Source organism: Tenacibaculum agarivorans (genome assembly GCF_001936575.1).
Lineage (GTDB): Bacteria > Bacteroidota > Bacteroidia > Flavobacteriales > Flavobacteriaceae > Polaribacter > Polaribacter agarivorans.
Genome location: NZ_MSMP01000010.1, coordinates 122,352 through 139,670, shown reverse-complemented (window position 1 = coordinate 139,670; position 17,319 = coordinate 122,352). Strand labels below are relative to the sequence as shown.

General features: G+C 29.3%; 19 protein-coding genes. 13 read left to right on the top strand and 6 right to left on the bottom strand.

From position 1 onward, the window contains the following. Positions 1-478 precede the first annotated feature (478 nt). Positions 479-2,863, top strand: coding sequence for a sulfatase-like hydrolase/transferase (locus tag BVC87_RS09660; RefSeq protein ID WP_075342167.1), 2,385 nt, complete (start codon positions 479-481; stop codon positions 2,861-2,863). Positions 2,864-2,985: 122 nt separating this feature from the next. Beyond that, the gene (locus BVC87_RS09655) at positions 2,986-4,029 is read left to right on the top strand and encodes a formylglycine-generating enzyme family protein (protein ID WP_075342166.1); all 1,044 of its coding nucleotides are present in this window, start codon (positions 2,986-2,988) and stop codon (positions 4,027-4,029) included. 22 nt (positions 4,030-4,051) lie between these two features. On the opposite strand, the gene ppk1 is transcribed toward BVC87_RS09655, so the two are convergent. After that, the gene (gene ppk1, locus BVC87_RS09650) at positions 4,052-6,055 is read right to left on the bottom strand and encodes a polyphosphate kinase 1 (RefSeq protein ID WP_075342165.1); all 2,004 of its coding nucleotides are present in this window, start codon (positions 6,053-6,055) and stop codon (positions 4,052-4,054) included. 88 nt (positions 6,056-6,143) lie between these two features. Further along, positions 6,144-7,421, bottom strand: a complete 1,278-nt coding sequence (locus BVC87_RS09645) for a DUF2851 family protein (RefSeq protein WP_075342205.1) — start codon at positions 7,419-7,421, stop codon at positions 6,144-6,146. Between the two features lie 82 nt (positions 7,422-7,503). On the opposite strand from BVC87_RS09645, the gene BVC87_RS09640 reads away from it, so the two are divergent. The 10 genes from BVC87_RS09640 (at position 7,504) to BVC87_RS09595 (ending at position 14,383) form a co-directional block, all read left to right on the top strand. Then, positions 7,504-8,331, top strand: coding sequence for a redoxin domain-containing protein (locus BVC87_RS09640; RefSeq protein ID WP_075342164.1), 828 nt, complete (start codon positions 7,504-7,506; stop codon positions 8,329-8,331). A gap of 98 nt (positions 8,332-8,429) precedes the next feature. Then, entirely contained in the window at positions 8,430-9,065 is a 636-nt protein-coding gene (locus BVC87_RS09635; protein WP_075342163.1) for an NAD(P)H-dependent oxidoreductase, read from the top strand. A 102-nt stretch (positions 9,066-9,167) separates the two neighbouring features. Continuing rightward, complete coding sequence (locus BVC87_RS09630; RefSeq protein ID WP_075342162.1) at positions 9,168-10,607, top strand: sodium:solute symporter; 1,440 nt, start codon at positions 9,168-9,170, stop codon at positions 10,605-10,607. A 100-nt stretch (positions 10,608-10,707) separates the two neighbouring features. Continuing rightward, a complete protein-coding gene (locus BVC87_RS09625; protein ID WP_075342161.1) occupies positions 10,708-11,211 on the top strand; it encodes a hypothetical protein in 504 nt (167 codons plus the stop codon). 31 nt (positions 11,212-11,242) lie between these two features. Continuing rightward, positions 11,243-11,743: a cupin domain-containing protein gene (locus BVC87_RS09620; RefSeq protein WP_075342160.1), complete on the top strand. Its 501-nt coding sequence runs from the start codon at positions 11,243-11,245 to the stop codon at positions 11,741-11,743. A 2-nt stretch (positions 11,744-11,745) separates the two neighbouring features. Then, positions 11,746-12,240 (top strand): DUF6438 domain-containing protein, encoded by a 495-nt coding sequence (locus BVC87_RS09615; RefSeq protein WP_075342159.1) that lies wholly within the window; start codon positions 11,746-11,748, stop codon positions 12,238-12,240. Between the two features lie 11 nt (positions 12,241-12,251). Further along, entirely contained in the window at positions 12,252-12,818 is a 567-nt protein-coding gene (locus tag BVC87_RS09610; protein ID WP_075342158.1) for a Crp/Fnr family transcriptional regulator, read from the top strand. A gap of 73 nt (positions 12,819-12,891) precedes the next feature. Then, the gene (locus BVC87_RS09605; RefSeq protein ID WP_075342157.1) at positions 12,892-13,266 is read left to right on the top strand and encodes a hypothetical protein; all 375 of its coding nucleotides are present in this window, start codon (positions 12,892-12,894) and stop codon (positions 13,264-13,266) included. 63 nt (positions 13,267-13,329) lie between these two features. After that, entirely contained in the window at positions 13,330-13,788 is a 459-nt protein-coding gene (locus BVC87_RS09600; RefSeq protein WP_143569752.1) for an META domain-containing protein, read from the top strand. A gap of 136 nt (positions 13,789-13,924) precedes the next feature. Next, a complete protein-coding gene (locus tag BVC87_RS09595) occupies positions 13,925-14,383 on the top strand; it encodes an META domain-containing protein (RefSeq protein ID WP_075342155.1) in 459 nt (152 codons plus the stop codon). Positions 14,384-14,464: 81 nt separating this feature from the next. On the opposite strand, the gene BVC87_RS09590 is transcribed toward BVC87_RS09595, so the two are convergent. Further along, complete coding sequence (locus BVC87_RS09590; RefSeq protein WP_075342154.1) at positions 14,465-15,448, bottom strand: leucine-rich repeat domain-containing protein; 984 nt, start codon at positions 15,446-15,448, stop codon at positions 14,465-14,467. Positions 15,449-15,526: 78 nt separating this feature from the next. Between BVC87_RS09590 and BVC87_RS09585 the strand changes: the two genes are divergently transcribed. Beyond that, the gene (locus BVC87_RS09585; RefSeq protein ID WP_075342153.1) at positions 15,527-15,955 is read left to right on the top strand and encodes a hypothetical protein; all 429 of its coding nucleotides are present in this window, start codon (positions 15,527-15,529) and stop codon (positions 15,953-15,955) included. A gap of 33 nt (positions 15,956-15,988) precedes the next feature. Here BVC87_RS09585 and BVC87_RS09580 read toward each other — a convergent pair whose 3' ends face one another. The 3 genes from BVC87_RS09580 to BVC87_RS09570 form a co-directional block, all read right to left on the bottom strand. Continuing rightward, the gene (locus BVC87_RS09580) at positions 15,989-16,246 is read right to left on the bottom strand and encodes a DUF6952 family protein (RefSeq protein WP_075342152.1); all 258 of its coding nucleotides are present in this window, start codon (positions 16,244-16,246) and stop codon (positions 15,989-15,991) included. A gap of 2 nt (positions 16,247-16,248) precedes the next feature. Then, positions 16,249-16,557: a thioredoxin family protein gene (locus tag BVC87_RS09575; RefSeq protein ID WP_075342151.1), complete on the bottom strand. Its 309-nt coding sequence runs from the start codon at positions 16,555-16,557 to the stop codon at positions 16,249-16,251. 67 nt (positions 16,558-16,624) lie between these two features. After that, a complete protein-coding gene (locus tag BVC87_RS09570) occupies positions 16,625-17,266 on the bottom strand; it encodes a peroxiredoxin (protein ID WP_075342150.1) in 642 nt (213 codons plus the stop codon). Positions 17,267-17,319 lie beyond the last annotated feature (53 nt).

The following is a 17,319-nucleotide window of genomic DNA, read 5'->3' as shown; positions in this document are numbered from 1 at the left end:
TGTGAACTAATTTCATAATTTTCTTCTGCCCCAACATAAATATTATTTTGATCTTGATCTATAAATCTAGCCTTAGTATGATCAGGTAATTGTAAGTTAAAATTTACGATCTTTTTTTAATTGATCATTGAAATTTATAAAGTGTAAGACAAGAAATAGTATAACTAAATATAGTTTTTCATGGCTACTTAATTTTTAATGTTAAATACAATTAAATTAATTCGCAACCACTATTAAACCGTCTGTAAATTCATCTTTTAAAAACAAACTATTTATCGAAACTATAATTATCATTTAACATAATATCAAAACCATTAATCGATCTAAAAATCTGATACCTATTTTTTTTTATAGCTTTAATTTATCCCTACACTAGAATAGCAAATAATCCGTTTTGCTATACTTTCATTTTTTATTATATAAACACCTTGGTTTATTTGAGTTTTCTTCATGTTTAAAATTATTAAAACTATATCTTATGAAGAAATTGATACTATACATTTTCGCAATCACTTGTTTAACTAAAATTTATTCACAACAAACTCCGTCTCCTAATATCATTTTTATTATTGCAGATGATATGGGATGGTCTCAAACGTCATCTAACGAGACTTCTATGAATAATCCTAGTGATTTTTATGAAACGCCTAATATTGCGTTATTAGCTAATGAAGGAATTGCTTTCCCTAATGCTTATGTAAATGGTGCTAATTGTGCTCCCACTAGAGCCGCTATACTAAGTGGGCAATGGGCCTCTCGGACAACTAATAATGTTTTCGCTGTTGGAGATTTAAATGGAGGCGGTGATACTACTTTGTTAGTAGCTCCAAATCAAGGCATACTTACCAATGGAGAAGATGAAATTCCCAGCAATTCTATAACCATCGCTGAAACTTTAAAAACAGCTGGTTACACAACTGCACATTTTGGAAAATATCATGTTGGTGGAAGTATTACTGGAAATGATCCTACTGATCAAGGTTTTGACTATAATTATGGTGGTAATTTTTCCGGAACACCTGGTAGTTATTTCGCTGTTCAAAGAAATAATGGTATTTGGAGATTCGGCGCAAGAATTGGTATAGAACTTGACGCATATGCAGATCCTTACACAGCTAATGAATCTTTAGAATTAGCAGGAGATACTTCTTTAGACGGTACCCCTAAACATGTTACAGACGCTATGGTTGAGGCTGCTTTTGATTTTATGAATACTAATAGTAATAGTCCTTTCTTTATGCATTTTAGTAACTATGCTATTCATAGCCCATGGGGACAAGCTAATGCTCGAGCCGATTTATATGCCAAGTACGCTGCTAAACCCACTAGTCAAATGGGACATGATAATGTAGGACAAGCAGCAATTTTAGAAGGAATGGATCAAGCAATTGGTAGAATTATAAACTATTTAAATACTACACCAGATCCAAGGAATCCTGGTCATATGCTATCTGCTAATACCTTAGTTTACTTTACATCAGATAATGGTGGGGCTAATGGTCCTGAAGATAACCAACCATTGACTGGAATGAAAGGAGAGTATAAAGAAGGAGGAATAAGAGCTACCTGTTTTCTTTGGTCCCAAGGATTACTTGCCAACATGGGAGCAGTAAATAACACACCTATCCAAGCTTTTGATATGTACCCCACTTTTGCAGATATGGCAGGAGCTACCTTACCTTCAAACTACGATATTGATGGCGAAAGTTTATGGCCTATACTAAATGGAACTGACACAAGTTTAAACAGAGAGAGTATTTTCTGGCATTTTCCTGGATATGCTATAAATGCTCAAAGAGAGCAAAGACCTGCTTCTATAATACGTAAAGGTCAGTATAAACTTACGTATTTCTATGAAAATGAATCATATGAACTGTATGATTTAGATAATGATATTTCTGAAAATACGAATTTATTAGAAGGATCTCCCGATAATAGTATACTTACTGTTGCTAATGATTTAAGTACAGATCTTCGTAACTATCTAATAGATATATCTGCTCCTTTGCCTACTTTTAGAAGCAACGGACAAACTGTTGACTTACCTGAAATTATTGAAACAGATAGTAGTGGTGGTGGAAATAATAATTGTACTACTTTGACTGTCAATTCAGAAGACTTTGAAACCGGATGGGGAATTTGGAATAATGGTGGATCCGATTCACGTAGAAATATTAGTGACGCTCCTTATGCAAACTCAGGAAATTACTGCATTCGATTACGAGACAATACAGATACTTCTGTAACTACAACAAATGCTATTAATGCCAGTAACTATGAATCTATTACTGTTGCTTTTTCTTATTACTGTGTGAGTATGGATAATGCCAATGAGGATTTTTGGTTACAAATTTCTACAGACGGTGGTGCTAGTTTTACTACTGTAGAAGAGTGGAATTTTACAGATGAATTTGACAATGACACGCGTTACAATGATCAAGTAACTGTTACAGGTCCTTTTTCTTCTGACACCAGAATTCGTTTTAGAGCTGATGCTTCTGGGAATGGAGATCGAGTGTATTTAGATGATGTAGTTATCACTGCTTGTGAAAATATCTCTTCTAGATCAATAGTAGAAAATAGCACTGAAGAAAGTATTGTCACTGATATTGAAACAATACAGAATAATTTAATTACTATTTTTCCAAATCCATTTGAAAATACCATAGAATTTAAGTTTCAAAATACGTATAAAATTATAAACATAACCTTATACAATATTTTAGGTCAAAAGGTATACTCTAATACTTTTAAAGAAAGTGATAACGTTAATATTTATGATTTACAACTTGACAAAGGAAAATATTTTGCAGAGATTATTACAGATGGTAAAAGAACGATAAAACAATTATTAAAAAAATAACTTTCAAATTCTTAATCGAAAAAATTTAGATACGGTCGTTTAAAAAAGCTTTAGAATGCTTTTTTAAACGACCTATTTACTACTTTTATCTTTTAAGATATTACTTACCATCACATAAAATTATGAGAAAACATTTCTATTCATTTATACTTTCACTTTTTATATTGGGTATTTTTAGTTGTAAAAAAAACACCAAATCTCAACAAAACGATATAGAAAATAAGACTGTTCTTAAAATTCCAGAAGGTATGGTACTTATTAAAGGAGGCAAATTTCAACAAGGAGCTTTAGATGAAGATGATGCAGCTATGCACCATGAAAAACCGCGTCACACAGTAACTCTAAAAAGTTTTTTAATAGATATTACGGAAGTTACTAATAAGCAATTCCAAAAATTCATAAATGAAACAGGGTATATTACTCTTGCTGAGCGACCAGTAGACTGGGAAGAAATTAAAAAACAATTACCTCCTGGGACTCAAAAACCTCATGATTCCTTACTCCAACCAGGTTCCTTAGTCTTTAAAGAGCGTCCAAATGGTGTGAAGAATTTATACGACTTCTCTCAATGGTGGTTATGGAAAAAAGGAGCTAACTGGAAACACCCTAATGGTCCTAAAAGTGATATAATTGGCAAAGAAAATCATCCTGTTGTACATATTGCTTATGAAGATGCCATAGCTTATTGTAAATGGGCTAAAAGGGACTTACCTACAGAAGCACAATGGGAATATGCAGCAAGAGGAAATACAACCTCTATATGCTATTGGGGAAATGACATCATAAATGTTGCTAATTTTGCAAACACTTACACTGGTGTTTTCCCTCAAAAAAACAATAAATCAGATGGTTACGTATATACTTCTCCAGTGGCTAGTTATCCACCTAACAGTAATGGTTTATACGATACCAGTGGTAATGTATGGGAGTGGACATCAGATTGGTATGATCCAAAGTATTATCAAAAAATTAAAGATAAAAATATAATAAATCCAATGGGACCTAATAATCCCATAAATACAAGAAATGAGAAAGTTATTAAAGGGGGCTCTTTTTTATGTAATGTGAGTTATTGTGCTAGCTATCGAATTTCTTCAAGAATGGGAAATAGTTTAGATTCATCTTCTAATCATAAAGGATTTAGAACGGTTATTAACTTAGAATAAATATTAGAAAAGTTAACATTGATCAATTATTATATGCTTTTAAAAACTCATAAATTTTATGCTGTGAACTATTTTCGTAATTTTCTTCAGTTCTAACATAAATATTATTTTGATCTTGATCTATAATTCTTGCTTTAGTTTGATCAGACCATTGTAGATTAATAATTTCTTTAATTTTTAACTTTATATCTACATCAGTTATTGGAGTAACCACTTCAATTCTATGATCTAAATTTCTAGTCATAAAATCTGCAGATCCTATAAACACTTTTTCTTTCTCTTTATTAGAAAAAATAAATACTCTAGCATGCTCTAAAAATCGATCTACAATACTAATAACTTCAATATTTTCACTTTGTAATTTTATCCCAGGTACTAAACAACAAATACCTCTACAGATAATTTTTATTTTCACCCCTTTGTTACTTGCTTTATATAGAAGTTTGATAAGTTTCTCATCTTGCAAGCTATTCATCTTCAGAATAATATTTGCTTCTTTTCCTTCTTCTGCTGCATCAATTTCATTTTGAATTAGCTCTGTAAAGCCACTTCTCGTATTAAATGGAGAAACTAATAACTTTTTTGTTTTTGGAATTATTAAATTTCCTTCTAATACAGCAAACACATTTGATATATCATTTGTAATTTTCTTTTTTGAAGTTAACAAGCCAAAATCCGTATAAATTTTAGCTGTTTTTTCATTGAAATTACCTGTACCTATATAACTAAACTCTTGCTCTTGATTATTTTTTACACGTTTTACGTATAAAATTTTAGAATGCACCTTTATTCCAGGATAACTGTAATGCACTTTTACTCCTTTTTCTTGTAAAATTTGTCCCCATTTTATATTATTCTCCTCATCAAATCGAGCTTTTGTTTCAATAAATATGGTTACATCTATATTCTTTTCAACAGCTTTTATTAATGCTTCTGCTACTTTTGAATCGCTTGACATTCTATATAATGTCATTTTAATGGTAGTTACAAATTGATCTTCTGAAGCTTCTTCAATAAATCTCAAAAAGCTATCAAATGATTCATAAGGGTAAGAAAACAATCGATCTTTTTCTAAAACAGCATCAAATAAAGAATTATAGCTTTCTAATTCTGTAATTTTTAAAGGTGGTAAATTTGTAAAACTTAACGCTTCATTAGACGTTGGATTTGGAAATGCAAAAAAGTCTTTAAAATTATGATACTTCCCTCCTTTTATAATGTCTGTTTCATTTACATCTAAATCAACTTTTAATTGTTTTAAGTATGAATTAGGAATACTTTCATTAACCAGAATTCGAGTCACTTGCCCAGTATTTCTATTAGGTAATGCTTCCTTTATTTTTTCTAATAAATTTCCTGAGAATTCATTTTCTATGTACAACTCTGCATCTCTAGATACTTTAACCGCATAAAAATCGACATTAAAGTTTTTCAACAGATTAAATCTTATGATGTCATCAATAAAAATGATATGAGATTGTTCTTTTTCTTTAGGTAGCACAACAAATCGAGGTATTCTATTTATCTTAACCCATAGACTACGTTTATCTTTTAATGCATACAGATATAGCTTCTCATTTTCTACAAAAAGTTCTTCTTTAACTTCTATTTGTTTATTAGCTATCAGCTCTTCATAAAATGTTACACAATATTCTTGTTGACTTTGAGTAAGGTTTTTATCATCAATAAGAATAATATTATTTTCTTTTAATTCAGGAATGATTTGATTTCTAAATATATCTCCAAATTCTCCCTGTTGTATATCAACTTCTTTTTTTATTTGCTTTAAAAGCTTATTAGGCTTAGATATCAATCTCTTTCTAAGTGATTTATCTATCTCTTTAATTTGTCTAATGTCCGATACTCTAACCTTAAAAAACTCATCTAAATTAGAAGAGAAAATAGCTAAGAATTTTATTCTTTCATATAATGGATTTCTTGAATCTTTTGCTTCTTGAAGTACCCTATGGTTAAATCTCAACCACGATAAATCTCTATTGTAGTATTCTTTAGTATTTAAGCTCAATTTAATTGTATTTACAACTTGTATTTAGAATTAAAACATTTTATAAATGTAACATATAATAAAATAATGATTTTTAAGTAATTGTAAATTATTCTTTACCTCTTATCAAGAAATTGCCAATAGCACATGATAAACAACTCTTAGTTATACAGTAATTATTGTGCAATTGTAATAATGATTGACTTTCTAACGCACTATTTACAGCTATACCCATATCCATAAATTTAGATATAATAGTATTCTTCTCTGCATTAATACTTCGAATTAAGCTTAATAATTCCTCTTCATCGTATTGATTTATTTGTTTCATATACACAAATTTTAACGGAATAATTGTGTTAATTAATAGTAAATCTATAAATGGTTTAGTTAGTTGCTTTGATGTTTGTTTAGAGACTTTATCAAAAGTGTAATGCTTTTTCCAAAAATTATTAACTTCGATAGAAAAAATCTTGTAATAATCCTCCAATTTCCCAATATGCATAAGTTCTGAAAACAAACTACTAGTTTTATGATACAACGCTACTAATTGTGCTAGCCGTATGGTCGGAAAATTATTAGGCCGCATTCTAAAAAATTGAAACTGTTGTTTCGGTAACGTCTTTAGTTGATACTTATGCTTTATATACTTGTATTCATCTCTTAATTTTAAATAATAGTTTTCTTCTAAATCTTCATCTAAAAAACCTGCTTGACCAAATAATAATGCAGCTAAACTATGTGCATCAAATCTTACTTTTCTTAATATTGAAAAATCTATGGATTCAGCTAACTTTAAAAACGCTTCTCCATTAACTTTTAATCCAAAATTTTTAGCCAGTAGCTTAAAAAGAACAGCTTCAAAATCAAAATTTGAAGTCTTTAAAAGATCAGTAATAAATTTGGATTTATGTTCTAGTCTTTCAAAATATAAGCGTTCTAACCAATTTTTCAGCGTAAAATTACCAACACTTAACATTTCTCTTTCACAAGGTATCCATTGCTTCTCTTTTGCAAATAATTTCTCGTAACCAATTAGAATATCCTGATCAATAAGTTCTTTTAATGCTACAGTATAATGTTTTCTATTTCCAGAAGTAAACACTTCTACATCATGCTCATAAACAACGTGTAAAACGACAGCATCATAATTTGTATCGTTTTCATGATGATGTGCATACCAATCAGACGATTTAATATGGATTTCTACATGTCCAAACCATAATAAATTTTCTAGTTCTATTTTAGCATTCAAAAAATCTGGCCCCGAATTTCTATTATATACACCTGATTGTAAAATTCTAATTCGTTCTCCTGAAACAGTAGTTAATTTAGTTGTATTAAATAGTTTGTATTGCCATACATAATGCAGTAGTTGCTCTTTCATAACGTTATTTTCTTTTTCTAGATTGTAAAAATATAAAAAATACTTTTTGTAATGTTCTTTCTTTTTATCGACCAAAAATAGTATGAAAAATTTGTTGAAATCTACTTTTGTAACGTTATTACCTACCGTTGCTTTAATTATTTTAATTAGAACTTTAATTTTATTTCAGTTGAATAATAAAACTATTAGCTTACTACTTTCTTCTATTCCTATTGTTTTATTTTTCAGTTTGCTTTTTATTAAACCTGTAGCTAGAACTAGTCCTAATTTAATAGGGTACACTACACCTATGTTTATAGGGTTCTTTTTTGCGTTGTACACTAAAGATATTACAACTATTATCGCTTCTGCTATTTTAGTTTTAGGTTGGTTAACGTACTTATTTTGGTATTCCAAATTTGAAAAAAGAAACACTCACATCATACAAGTTGGAAAAACTCTTCCAGAATTAATTTTTGACACTTCAGATAAAGAAGAAACATCTATAACTGATTATCAAAGTGATTTTAAAGTTCTATTATTTTATAGAGGTAATTGGTGTCCATTATGTATGGCTCAGATTAAAGAAATTGCCAATGAATACAAAGAACTGACCAAAAGAAATACTGAAGTTTTTTTAATAAGCTCTCAACCTCATCATTTTACAGAGAGTTTGGCAAAAAAACACAACGTTCCGTTTCATTTTTTAGTAGATATTGAAAATAAAAATGCAGATAAGCTCCAACTTTTACACAAGAATGGTTTGCCTATGGGATTTCAAGTTTTGGGTTACGAATCTGATGTAGTTTTACCAACGGTAATTATTACGGACAAAACAAACAAAATTATCTATGCAGATTTAACTGATAATTATAGAGTACGACCAGAACCTGCTACATTCTTAAAAATCATTGATGAACATATATCATAATTATTTCCATAATTGATATAATTTTTTTCGATGGTAACTTCTTGTTTACCTGGGAAACTTAGTATTAATTTTGCTTAACAACTTAAATCTAAAAATAAATGAGTACTACTCTAGAAAGTTTACAATGGCGTTATGCTGTAAAAAAATTTGATGAAAACAAACAGCTATCAGAAGAACAGATTAAAGTTGTTACTGAAGCTTTTAACTTAACCGCTACATCATATGGGTTACAACCTGTTTCTCTTGTAGTAATCAAAAATAAAGAATTACAAAAAAAACTTGTTGAACATTCATGGAATCAACAACAAGTAGCACAAGCCTCTCATGTATTGGTTATATGTGTTCCTAAAGAACATACAGTAAAAGATGTTGAAAATTATTTTCGTTTAGTAAAAGATATTAGAAACACACCTGATGAGATATTAGAGCCTTTTAAAAATATGCTTATGGGAAGTTTTGAACAGAAAACTCAGGAAGAATTATTCCAATGGAATAAAAATCAGGCATACATTGCTTTAGGAAATTTACTGACGGTTTGTGCTGTCGAAAAAATAGATGCTTGCCCTATGGAAGGTTTTATTCCTGAACAATATGATGAACTTTTAGATCTACATGCTAAAAACTTAAGGTCTGTTTTGGTCATGCCCATAGGATTTAGAGCTGAAGACGACTTTATGAAAAATTTAAAGAAAGTTCGTAAGCAAACAAATAAAACAGTATTACATATAGATTAACAAATTTAATTGGGGATTATTTTATGTGAAGTGTCGGTAGCTATATGACTATCGGCACTTTTCTTTTATTCCTATATTAGCAATTCATATAAAATAAAATTAATGCAGCCTTTACATATAGCCATTTTAATTATTGCTTACTTTGCTACTCTTGTTTGTATAGCCTATATCACAGGAAAATCTGCTAACAATCAAACCTTTTTTAAAGCGAATAATTCATCTCCTTGGTATTTAGTCGCTTTTGGTATGATAGGCGCATCACTATCAGGTGTCACTTTTATTTCTGTGCCTGGTTGGGTGGAAAATCAGCAAATGTCTTACATGCAAATGGTTTTAGGATATGTAATTGGTTATGCTGTAATTGGTTTGATTTTACTCCCTCTATATTACAAGTTAAATCTGACTTCAATTTACACCTATTTAGATGATCGTTTTGGTCGACGTTCATATAAAACAGGAGCTTCTTTCTTTTTATTATCTAGGACTATTGGAGCTTCTTTTCGCTTATTTTTAGTTGCTAATGTATTACAGTTAATATTATTTGATGCTTATGGAATTCCTTTTTGGATTACCGTTACCATTACTATTCTACTGATTTGGTTATATACATTTAAAGGGGGGATAAAAACTATTGTTTGGACAGACACATTGCAAACTTTATTTATGTTAATTGCTGTTGGAGTTTGTATCATTTCCATTAAAGATGCTTTGCAAATTGATAGTTTACTTAGCTATATTTCGGAAAACAAATTAGCTAAAACTTTTTTCTTTGACGATATTAAAACTGGAAATTACTTTTGGAAACAATTTTTTTCTGGAGCGTTTATAGCTATAGTTATGACAGGATTAGATCAAGATATGATGCAAAAGAATCTTACATGCAGAAGTTTAAAGGACGCACAAAAGAATATGTTTTGGTTTACTATTGTTTTGGTTATTGTAAATTTCTTCTTTTTAGCATTAGGTGTTTTATTAACTGATTTCGCACATCAAAATGGAATTGATGCACACAAAGATCAACTTTTTCCTACACTGGCTATGAGCGGCGAATTAGGTTTAGCCACTTCCCTATTCTTTCTATTAGGTTTAATTGCTGCTGCTTACTCTAGTGCTGATAGTGCACTAACCTCTTTAACTACATCTTTTAGTATTGATATTTTAGAAATTGACAAGAAGAAAGACGAACAAGAGCAAGAAAAAATCAGAAAAAAAATTCATATTACTTTCTCTGTTATATTAGTCCTTACTATTCTTATTTTTAAATATTTTATTGCTGACGAAAGTGTAATTTCCAAAATATTTAAATTTGCGGGGTATACATATGGCCCGTTATTAGGACTTTATGCTTTTGGCCTATTTACCAAATTAAAAATTAAAGATAAATTAGTTCCATTGGTGTGTATTCTAGCCCCAGTACTTACCTATTTTATTAGTGACTATAGTAAAACAGAATTAGGTTTTGATTTTGGTTTTTTTATTCTTATTCTTAATGGTCTACTCACTTTTATTGGGTTATTAGCAATCAAAGAAATGAAACAATAAACAAACAAAATTCTATTTTTCACGCTACAACATTTTTATTTTTACTATATTGGACATATTAACATACGTTAATAAACATAGTGAAAATACCCTCTTAAAAATGATACGTGAGCAACAAGCTAGAATATATAGAATCAAGGCTATGATTCATAGATTCTTCTACTTATTTGAAAGTCAGAACACCGATTTTTCATTAGTTAGAGAATTATTATGTGAAGATAAATTTGAATGGTTAAGTCCTCGTATTCAACTCATAGGAGTTCATGCTTTTGAACAACATTTCTACACGATAAGTAATGACAAGTACAAAGTATCTGACAGACCTTTTGAAATGTCTGTGAAATTATTAGATGATAACAGTGCTATATTGAACTTTAATTTTATTTATCAAAACGTAATAGATGGAGAAATGGTATTGCACGCTAAAGGAAATTTTGAAGTAAACTGTATTGATAAAGGTGAAGAATATCCTAGAATGCAAACCTGTAACATTACTGTTTTAGAAATGATATATGTTGGTAATTTCATTGACATGTCAGCAATAAATAAAGCACTATATTTAGACTATAAATTAAAAGCAAAACAAATACTAATACAATCTTAGTATTATCTATCTAAATTGTTCTAAATTACATATGGATCTTCAACAATTAATTGAAAAATTCGATTTACAAAAACACCCTGAGGGAGGATATTTTAAAGAAACTTATAGAAGTGAAGGTAAAATTGAAAATAAAAATTTACCTAATTATTTTACTGGAGATAGAAATTACTCTACCAGCATTTATTTTTTGTTAACCTCAGAAAGTTTTTCTGCTTTTCATAAGATCAATCAAGATGAAACTTGGCATTTTTATTTAGGTACAACACTGAAATTACACATGATTTCTCCTGAAGGAGAATACAGTTTCATACGCATTGGAAATGATATTTTAAATGATGAAGTTCCTCAGTTTGTAGTTCCAGCACAATATTGGTTTGCAGCTGAAGTAATACAAAAAGACTCTTTTGCATTTACAGGTTGTACAGTAGCTCCTGGTTTTGATTTTAGTGATTTTGTTTTACCAACACGTAAAGAACTAATTGAAGTATTTCCACAACATAAAGAAATTATTACCCAACTTACACATCACTAACAATGAAAAAGATGCTTCTGTTTTTAATAGTAGTTTCTTGTAGTTATATAAGTTGCTTACCAAAAAATGATAAAGCGGTAAAACAACAAAAGTTTCTTGAAATTACTGTAGAACGTGGAGCATTTCACTATGACTCCTTTATATTGAAAGACACTACGGTATATTTCTTACCAGAAAAATCTAACACTCCCTATAAAGAAAATGATAGGACTTTACTCAAATATCATAAAAAGTCCGAACAACAAATCTCACAATATCAATTAAAGGAATTTATACTGAAATTAGAACAAAGTAATATATGGCACTTAAAAGAAAATTACGCTTGCGAAAATTCATGTACCAGTAATTTAAAAATTACTATCAAATTAAATGATAAACAAAAAGTAATTTCTTGTGAAGATTATAAACATGATTGCCCAGATATACTTCAATACATAGAAAATAAAATTATTGAATTACATGGTAAAAATCTTTATCGAATTGATTTACCTGGCTAATAAAACATATAATGAAATCACTTAAGGATTGTATTACAACTACTATTAGTGTAACCAATGAAGTACTGGATAAAATTACAAATGAATTTGAGCCTACCACTTTAAAGAAAGGAGAATATTTTTTAAAATCAGATTCAATATGTAAAAAAATGGCTTTTATTGAATCGGGCTATTTACGAATGTATAATATAGTTGATGGTAAAGAAATTACACTTTGGATTGGGGCTTCAGGAAAATTTATTACTTCGGTAGCTAGCTTTGTTTTTCAAACTAGTAACTTTTGGAATATACAAGCTATTACAGACTGCACACTGCAAACTATATCAAGAGACAGACACTTTGCATTGTGTAAACAAGAAATCAAATGGTTAGAGTTTGATAATCTATTACTAGCACACTCTTTTGCTTTATTAGAAAAAAGTATGTTTGCTCAATTGCATACAACAGCCTTAGAACGTTATGAAATATTACTAAAAGAATCTCCTGATTTATTCAAAAATGTCCCTCTTCATTATATTGCTTCAATGATTGGAGTAACTCCTGAATCCTTAAGTAGACTTCGAAAAAATATAAGTTAATTCATTTCTTACCATTTGTTAAGAGAAAAATGAGGTAAATGAACAAATTTTGTGTAAATCAAAATTTTACATCATGAATACTCTTCAAAAATCTCTTTTGGCAAATGCTATTTTCTCTGGTTTGTCAGGAATTATTTTAACAGTTGCTCATGTTAAAATAGCTACATTATTCAATCTAAAAAACACTACTGTATTTTGGGTTATCGGCGTTGTTTTACTTTATTTCACAGGAACAATTGTCTATGAAATTAAAAAACAAAGAAAAATTGCAGTTCAATGGATTATACTACAAGACTTTCTTTGGGTTTTAGGAAGTGGTATTATTCTAATTTTCACCCCTTTTCAAATTTCAACAATTGGTAATCGTCTTATAGGATTTATAGCTTTAATTGTTTTGTTTATGGGACTCAATCAACTTTCTGCACTAAAAAAAACTTGCAAACTATAACACTAATAACGCAACCTTTTTTAAATATCACCATCTATGTAATATACATTAAATCTAAAAATTATGAAAAAGCTTATCAAGCTAACTATGTTTTTAACCTTGTGCCTTTTTTTAACAGGAATGATGAGTTGTTCTGATGATAAAGACAATATTATTTCAGACAGTTCAAAACTTGAAGGTAAATGGACAGTCGTTCATTATATTGTTGACGGTAATACAATTACTAAAAATGATAAACCTACTTGGCCAGATTACAATAATGGAGATATTACTCTAGAACTTGCACCTATAAATGGACATCATAAAGGAAAAGTTGTAGGGAAATCAGTTACTAATTCTTTAACTGGAGATTACACTTTAGGGAAAAACAATACGATAGCTTTCTCTATTTTCACAACAGAAATAACAGAACCAGAATGGACTGATTTATTTAAAACATATAAAATAAATCGTTATGAAATAAAAGAAGAAAAGCTTTATTTATATTACGATACCACTTCAATAGTTCTAGAAAAAAACTAATTCTACAAGTAGATGGTATATCCTAGTTATTTAATGAAATACTTATAACAATTTTTATCAGTAGGAAAATCCCTAAAAATTATGCAACCAATTTTATACTTAAGCATCTTATAGAATATAAATTAAATTTAAAATTATGAAAAAGCTTATAAAGCTAACTACGTTTTTAATCTTATGCCTTTTTTTCACAGGAATAACTAGTTGTTCTAACAATGAAGATAATGGTCTCTCAGACAGTTCAGACCTTGAAGGCAATTGGAAAGTAATCCACTATATTATTGATGGCAAAAAAATAACTAAAACTGAAGAAAATACTTGGTCGAATATCAATAATGGTGATATTAATATTAAACTTACATTACCTGATGAGGATGGTAAGGGAGAAGTGTCAGGAAAATCAGTCACTAATTCTTTAGGTGGTAATTATACTTTAGGTGACAATAATACCATTACTTTCTACATTACAACTACTTTAATAGCTGAACCTGAATGGGGATTGTTATTTCAAATTTATAAAGTAGATAAATATAATATTAAGAATGGAAAACTTTATTTACATTATGATTCAAACCTAATCGTTCTTGAAAAATATTAATACTTATAAAAAACAACCATCTTAAGTTAAACTATGAGATGGTTGTTATTCTATTATACTGCATAAGAAAATAATAGAATACTAGTACTCCCAGTGTTCAATTTCAATTTCGTATTTATCTAGTTTTGTTCCCCAAGTATTTAATTTTTTCTTTTGATCTACTAAAGCTTTACTTGCTTTTCCTCCAGAAATTAAAAGCGTAAAACTTTTCATTTTTGGTAAAGTAAACAAATTTTCTGGTAGCAAACCAAAGCTATCCATATTGGTCAATTGTATACTTTTCAGTGCTTTCAGCTGTCCTAATTGTGGTGGAAACGCTTTTAATCCACAACCATAACATCCAAAATATTCTAGCTTTTTAAGATTAAAAAATGATTTTGGTAAATAACCTAATCCTCCTTTTACATATCCAAAATTAATCGATTTGAGTTCAGATAACTTTCCTATAGATTCTGGAATTTTATTGATAGGAGTTGCTCCACAAGCACCACCATCAAATGTTAACTTTGTTAATCCTTTCAATTTATATATTTCCTCTGGAATTTCATCAAACTCTGCACAAGAAAGGTTTAGTACTTTTAGGTTTTCTAACCTTAAAATTGCTTTAGGAAACTCTTTTAATTTTGTTCGATATAATTCCAGTAATTTTAAATCTTTAAGTTCTCCTATTTCTTCTGAAATCTCTCCTTCTATTTTTGATTCAAATACTAATGCCTGTAATTTTTTTAGTTTAAACACAACTTTAGGAATCGTAGAAATTGGTGCTTCTGTGAAGCGAAACCAAGAATATCTGAAATAACTTATTTCATTGTAGTCAGCTAATTTGTCTGGAATTGAAGTATAACCACAACCATCTATAATTAGTGCTACTATGTTTTCTTTAGGGATTTTAAAAAAATCTTCTGGAAATTGAGTTGCTTTATCATCCAGTAAGGATAATGAAATTTTATTTCCTTTTTCTATCTCTTCCAAGGCTTGAGGAATAGATCTCACCGCTACTGGTCTTTGCGCATAAATAAGTAAAGTTGTAAAAAATAGCGTGAGGTTAAGAATAGTCGTTTTCATACATTTTATTTTCATTTTTTGAAAATACATTTTTTTCTCATAAAAAAACTATATTAGTAGCTTTTAAAAATTATATTTATGAACAAGAATCTACTATTATTAGTTATTGCAATTGTTATATCCTCTTATGGATATTCTCAAAAAGTGAAACTTAAAAAAGGAAAAGTTTTAGTTGATGGAAAAGAAATACTAAAGTATGAAAAACGATCTTTAGGAAGTGAAATCACCTTATATTCTCTTGAAGATGAAGAGGAAATTGCTGATTTCATTCATGACAGGAATGGAACTAACAGTTATATTGAAGACGACTTTAAAAAGTTATTTTTCTCTAGAGATGAAATTAAAATTGAGTCTAGTAGATTAAGAGCCAGAGGTTGGAAATATGTAATCAAAACCTTATTAAAAAATAAAGTTCTTGATTTAGACGGAAATATTGACACAGAAAAACTGAAAAAGTTTGCCAAAAAATATGACGAAAATATTACAAATAGAACTGTAAGATATTAATCAAAAAAAATCCTAAGCTAAAACTTAGGATTTTTATTTATCTATAGAGCCTAAAACTCGTTGCATAAAGTTATTTAAGGCTTCTTTTTTTGGAGTTCCTTCCTTTAGCATTTTATCCACCTCTAAAGCTCCATACATGTTAGAGATTAACTCTCCAATTACATCTAATTCTTCATCTTTTAATGATGGAACTTCAGTTAGGGCTTCTAAAGTTTCAATTGTTTCAATAACATAATCCTGATCATTTTCTTCGATAAACGAAGTCAAATGTTTAATTACTGGTAACTTCATAATTATATTACTTCTTCTACTAATTCTTTCAACACCTCAAACTTATTTGTTTGAACTTGATTTACGAATTTACCGTCAACAAAAGTTGCAAATGTAGGTAAGTTATCAACTGTAGCTAATTGTCTACTTTCAGGAAATTTCTCAGCATCAGCAATTACAAAAGAAACATTTTCATTCTCGTTTGCTAATTTTTTAAATTTTGGTTTCATAATTCTACAATTACCACACCAAGTTGCAGAGTATTGTACTACTACAGTTTTATTTTCTGAAACGATATTCGTTAAATTATCGCTATTTAATTCTTGTACCATTTTTGTATTCTTTAAAAAAAGAGAGTTCAGGAAATCTGAAACTCTCCTTTGATATATTGTTATAATATTAGTTTACAGCTAAGTATTCAGCAGTAGCTTTTGCATTTGGTTGCATAGCTGCTTTTCCTTCTTCCCAGTTAGCCGGACAAACTTCACCTTTTTCTTGTACGTGAGTATACGCATCAATCAAACGTAAATATTCATTTACATTTCTACCAATTGGCATATGGTTTACACCTTCGTGTACTACTGTACCTTCTTCATCAATAATATAAGTAGCTCTATAGGTTACGTTATCTCCTTCTACTTGTACAGTACCTGTAGCTTCATCATATACTTCATTAGTAATATCTAAAATACCTAATATAGAAGATAAATTACGGTTACTGTCAGCTAATAACGGATAAGTAACACCTTCAATACCTCCATTATCTTTAGATTGGTTTAACCAAGCAAAGTGTACTTCAGGAGTATCACAAGAAGCTCCAATTACAATTGTATTTCTTTTTTCAAACTCAGGTAATGCAGCTTGAAAAGCGTGTAATTCTGTTGGACATACGAAAGTAAAGTCTTTTGGGTACCAAAATAAAACTACCTTCTTCTTATTGTTTACTGCCTCTTCTAAAACGTTTAATTTGAACGTGTCTCCCATTTCGTTCATTGCATCAACGTTTAAGTCTGGGAATTTTTTTCCAACTAATGTCGCCATTTTTTAATTTTTTAAATTGAATTAATATTTACATTGTTTTTCAAAAACAAATG

Bases quoted from the DNA above. Each gene is read 5' to 3' on its own strand.
- BVC87_RS09590 (WP_075342154.1), bottom strand. From the start codon at position 15,448: ATGAAAACGACTATTCTTAACCTCACGCTATTTTTTACAACTTTACTT.
- BVC87_RS09660 (WP_075342167.1), top strand. From the start codon at position 479: ATGAAGAAATTGATACTATACATTTTCGCAATCACTTGTTTAACTAAA.
- BVC87_RS09640 (WP_075342164.1), top strand. From the start codon at position 7,504: ATGAAAAATTTGTTGAAATCTACTTTTGTAACGTTATTACCTACCGTT.
- BVC87_RS09635 (WP_075342163.1), top strand. From the start codon at position 8,430: ATGAGTACTACTCTAGAAAGTTTACAATGGCGTTATGCTGTAAAAAAA.
- BVC87_RS09625 (WP_075342161.1), top strand. From the start codon at position 10,708: ATGATACGTGAGCAACAAGCTAGAATATATAGAATCAAGGCTATGATT.
- BVC87_RS09585 (WP_075342153.1), top strand. From the start codon at position 15,527: ATGAACAAGAATCTACTATTATTAGTTATTGCAATTGTTATATCCTCT.
- BVC87_RS09570 (WP_075342150.1), bottom strand. From the start codon at position 17,266: ATGGCGACATTAGTTGGAAAAAAATTCCCAGACTTAAACGTTGATGCA.
- BVC87_RS09655 (WP_075342166.1), top strand. From the start codon at position 2,986: ATGAGAAAACATTTCTATTCATTTATACTTTCACTTTTTATATTGGGT.
- BVC87_RS09610 (WP_075342158.1), top strand. From the start codon at position 12,252: ATGAAATCACTTAAGGATTGTATTACAACTACTATTAGTGTAACCAAT.
- BVC87_RS09595 (WP_075342155.1), top strand. From the start codon at position 13,925: ATGAAAAAGCTTATAAAGCTAACTACGTTTTTAATCTTATGCCTTTTT.
- BVC87_RS09575 (WP_075342151.1), bottom strand. From the start codon at position 16,557: ATGGTACAAGAATTAAATAGCGATAATTTAACGAATATCGTTTCAGAA.
- BVC87_RS09605 (WP_075342157.1), top strand. From the start codon at position 12,892: ATGAATACTCTTCAAAAATCTCTTTTGGCAAATGCTATTTTCTCTGGT.
- BVC87_RS09580 (WP_075342152.1), bottom strand. From the start codon at position 16,246: ATGAAGTTACCAGTAATTAAACATTTGACTTCGTTTATCGAAGAAAAT.
- BVC87_RS09615 (WP_075342159.1), top strand. From the start codon at position 11,746: ATGAAAAAGATGCTTCTGTTTTTAATAGTAGTTTCTTGTAGTTATATA.
- BVC87_RS09645 (WP_075342205.1), bottom strand. From the start codon at position 7,421: ATGAAAGAGCAACTACTGCATTATGTATGGCAATACAAACTATTTAAT.
- BVC87_RS09600 (WP_143569752.1), top strand. From the start codon at position 13,330: ATGAAAAAGCTTATCAAGCTAACTATGTTTTTAACCTTGTGCCTTTTT.
- BVC87_RS09620 (WP_075342160.1), top strand. From the start codon at position 11,243: ATGGATCTTCAACAATTAATTGAAAAATTCGATTTACAAAAACACCCT.
- BVC87_RS09630 (WP_075342162.1), top strand. From the start codon at position 9,168: ATGCAGCCTTTACATATAGCCATTTTAATTATTGCTTACTTTGCTACT.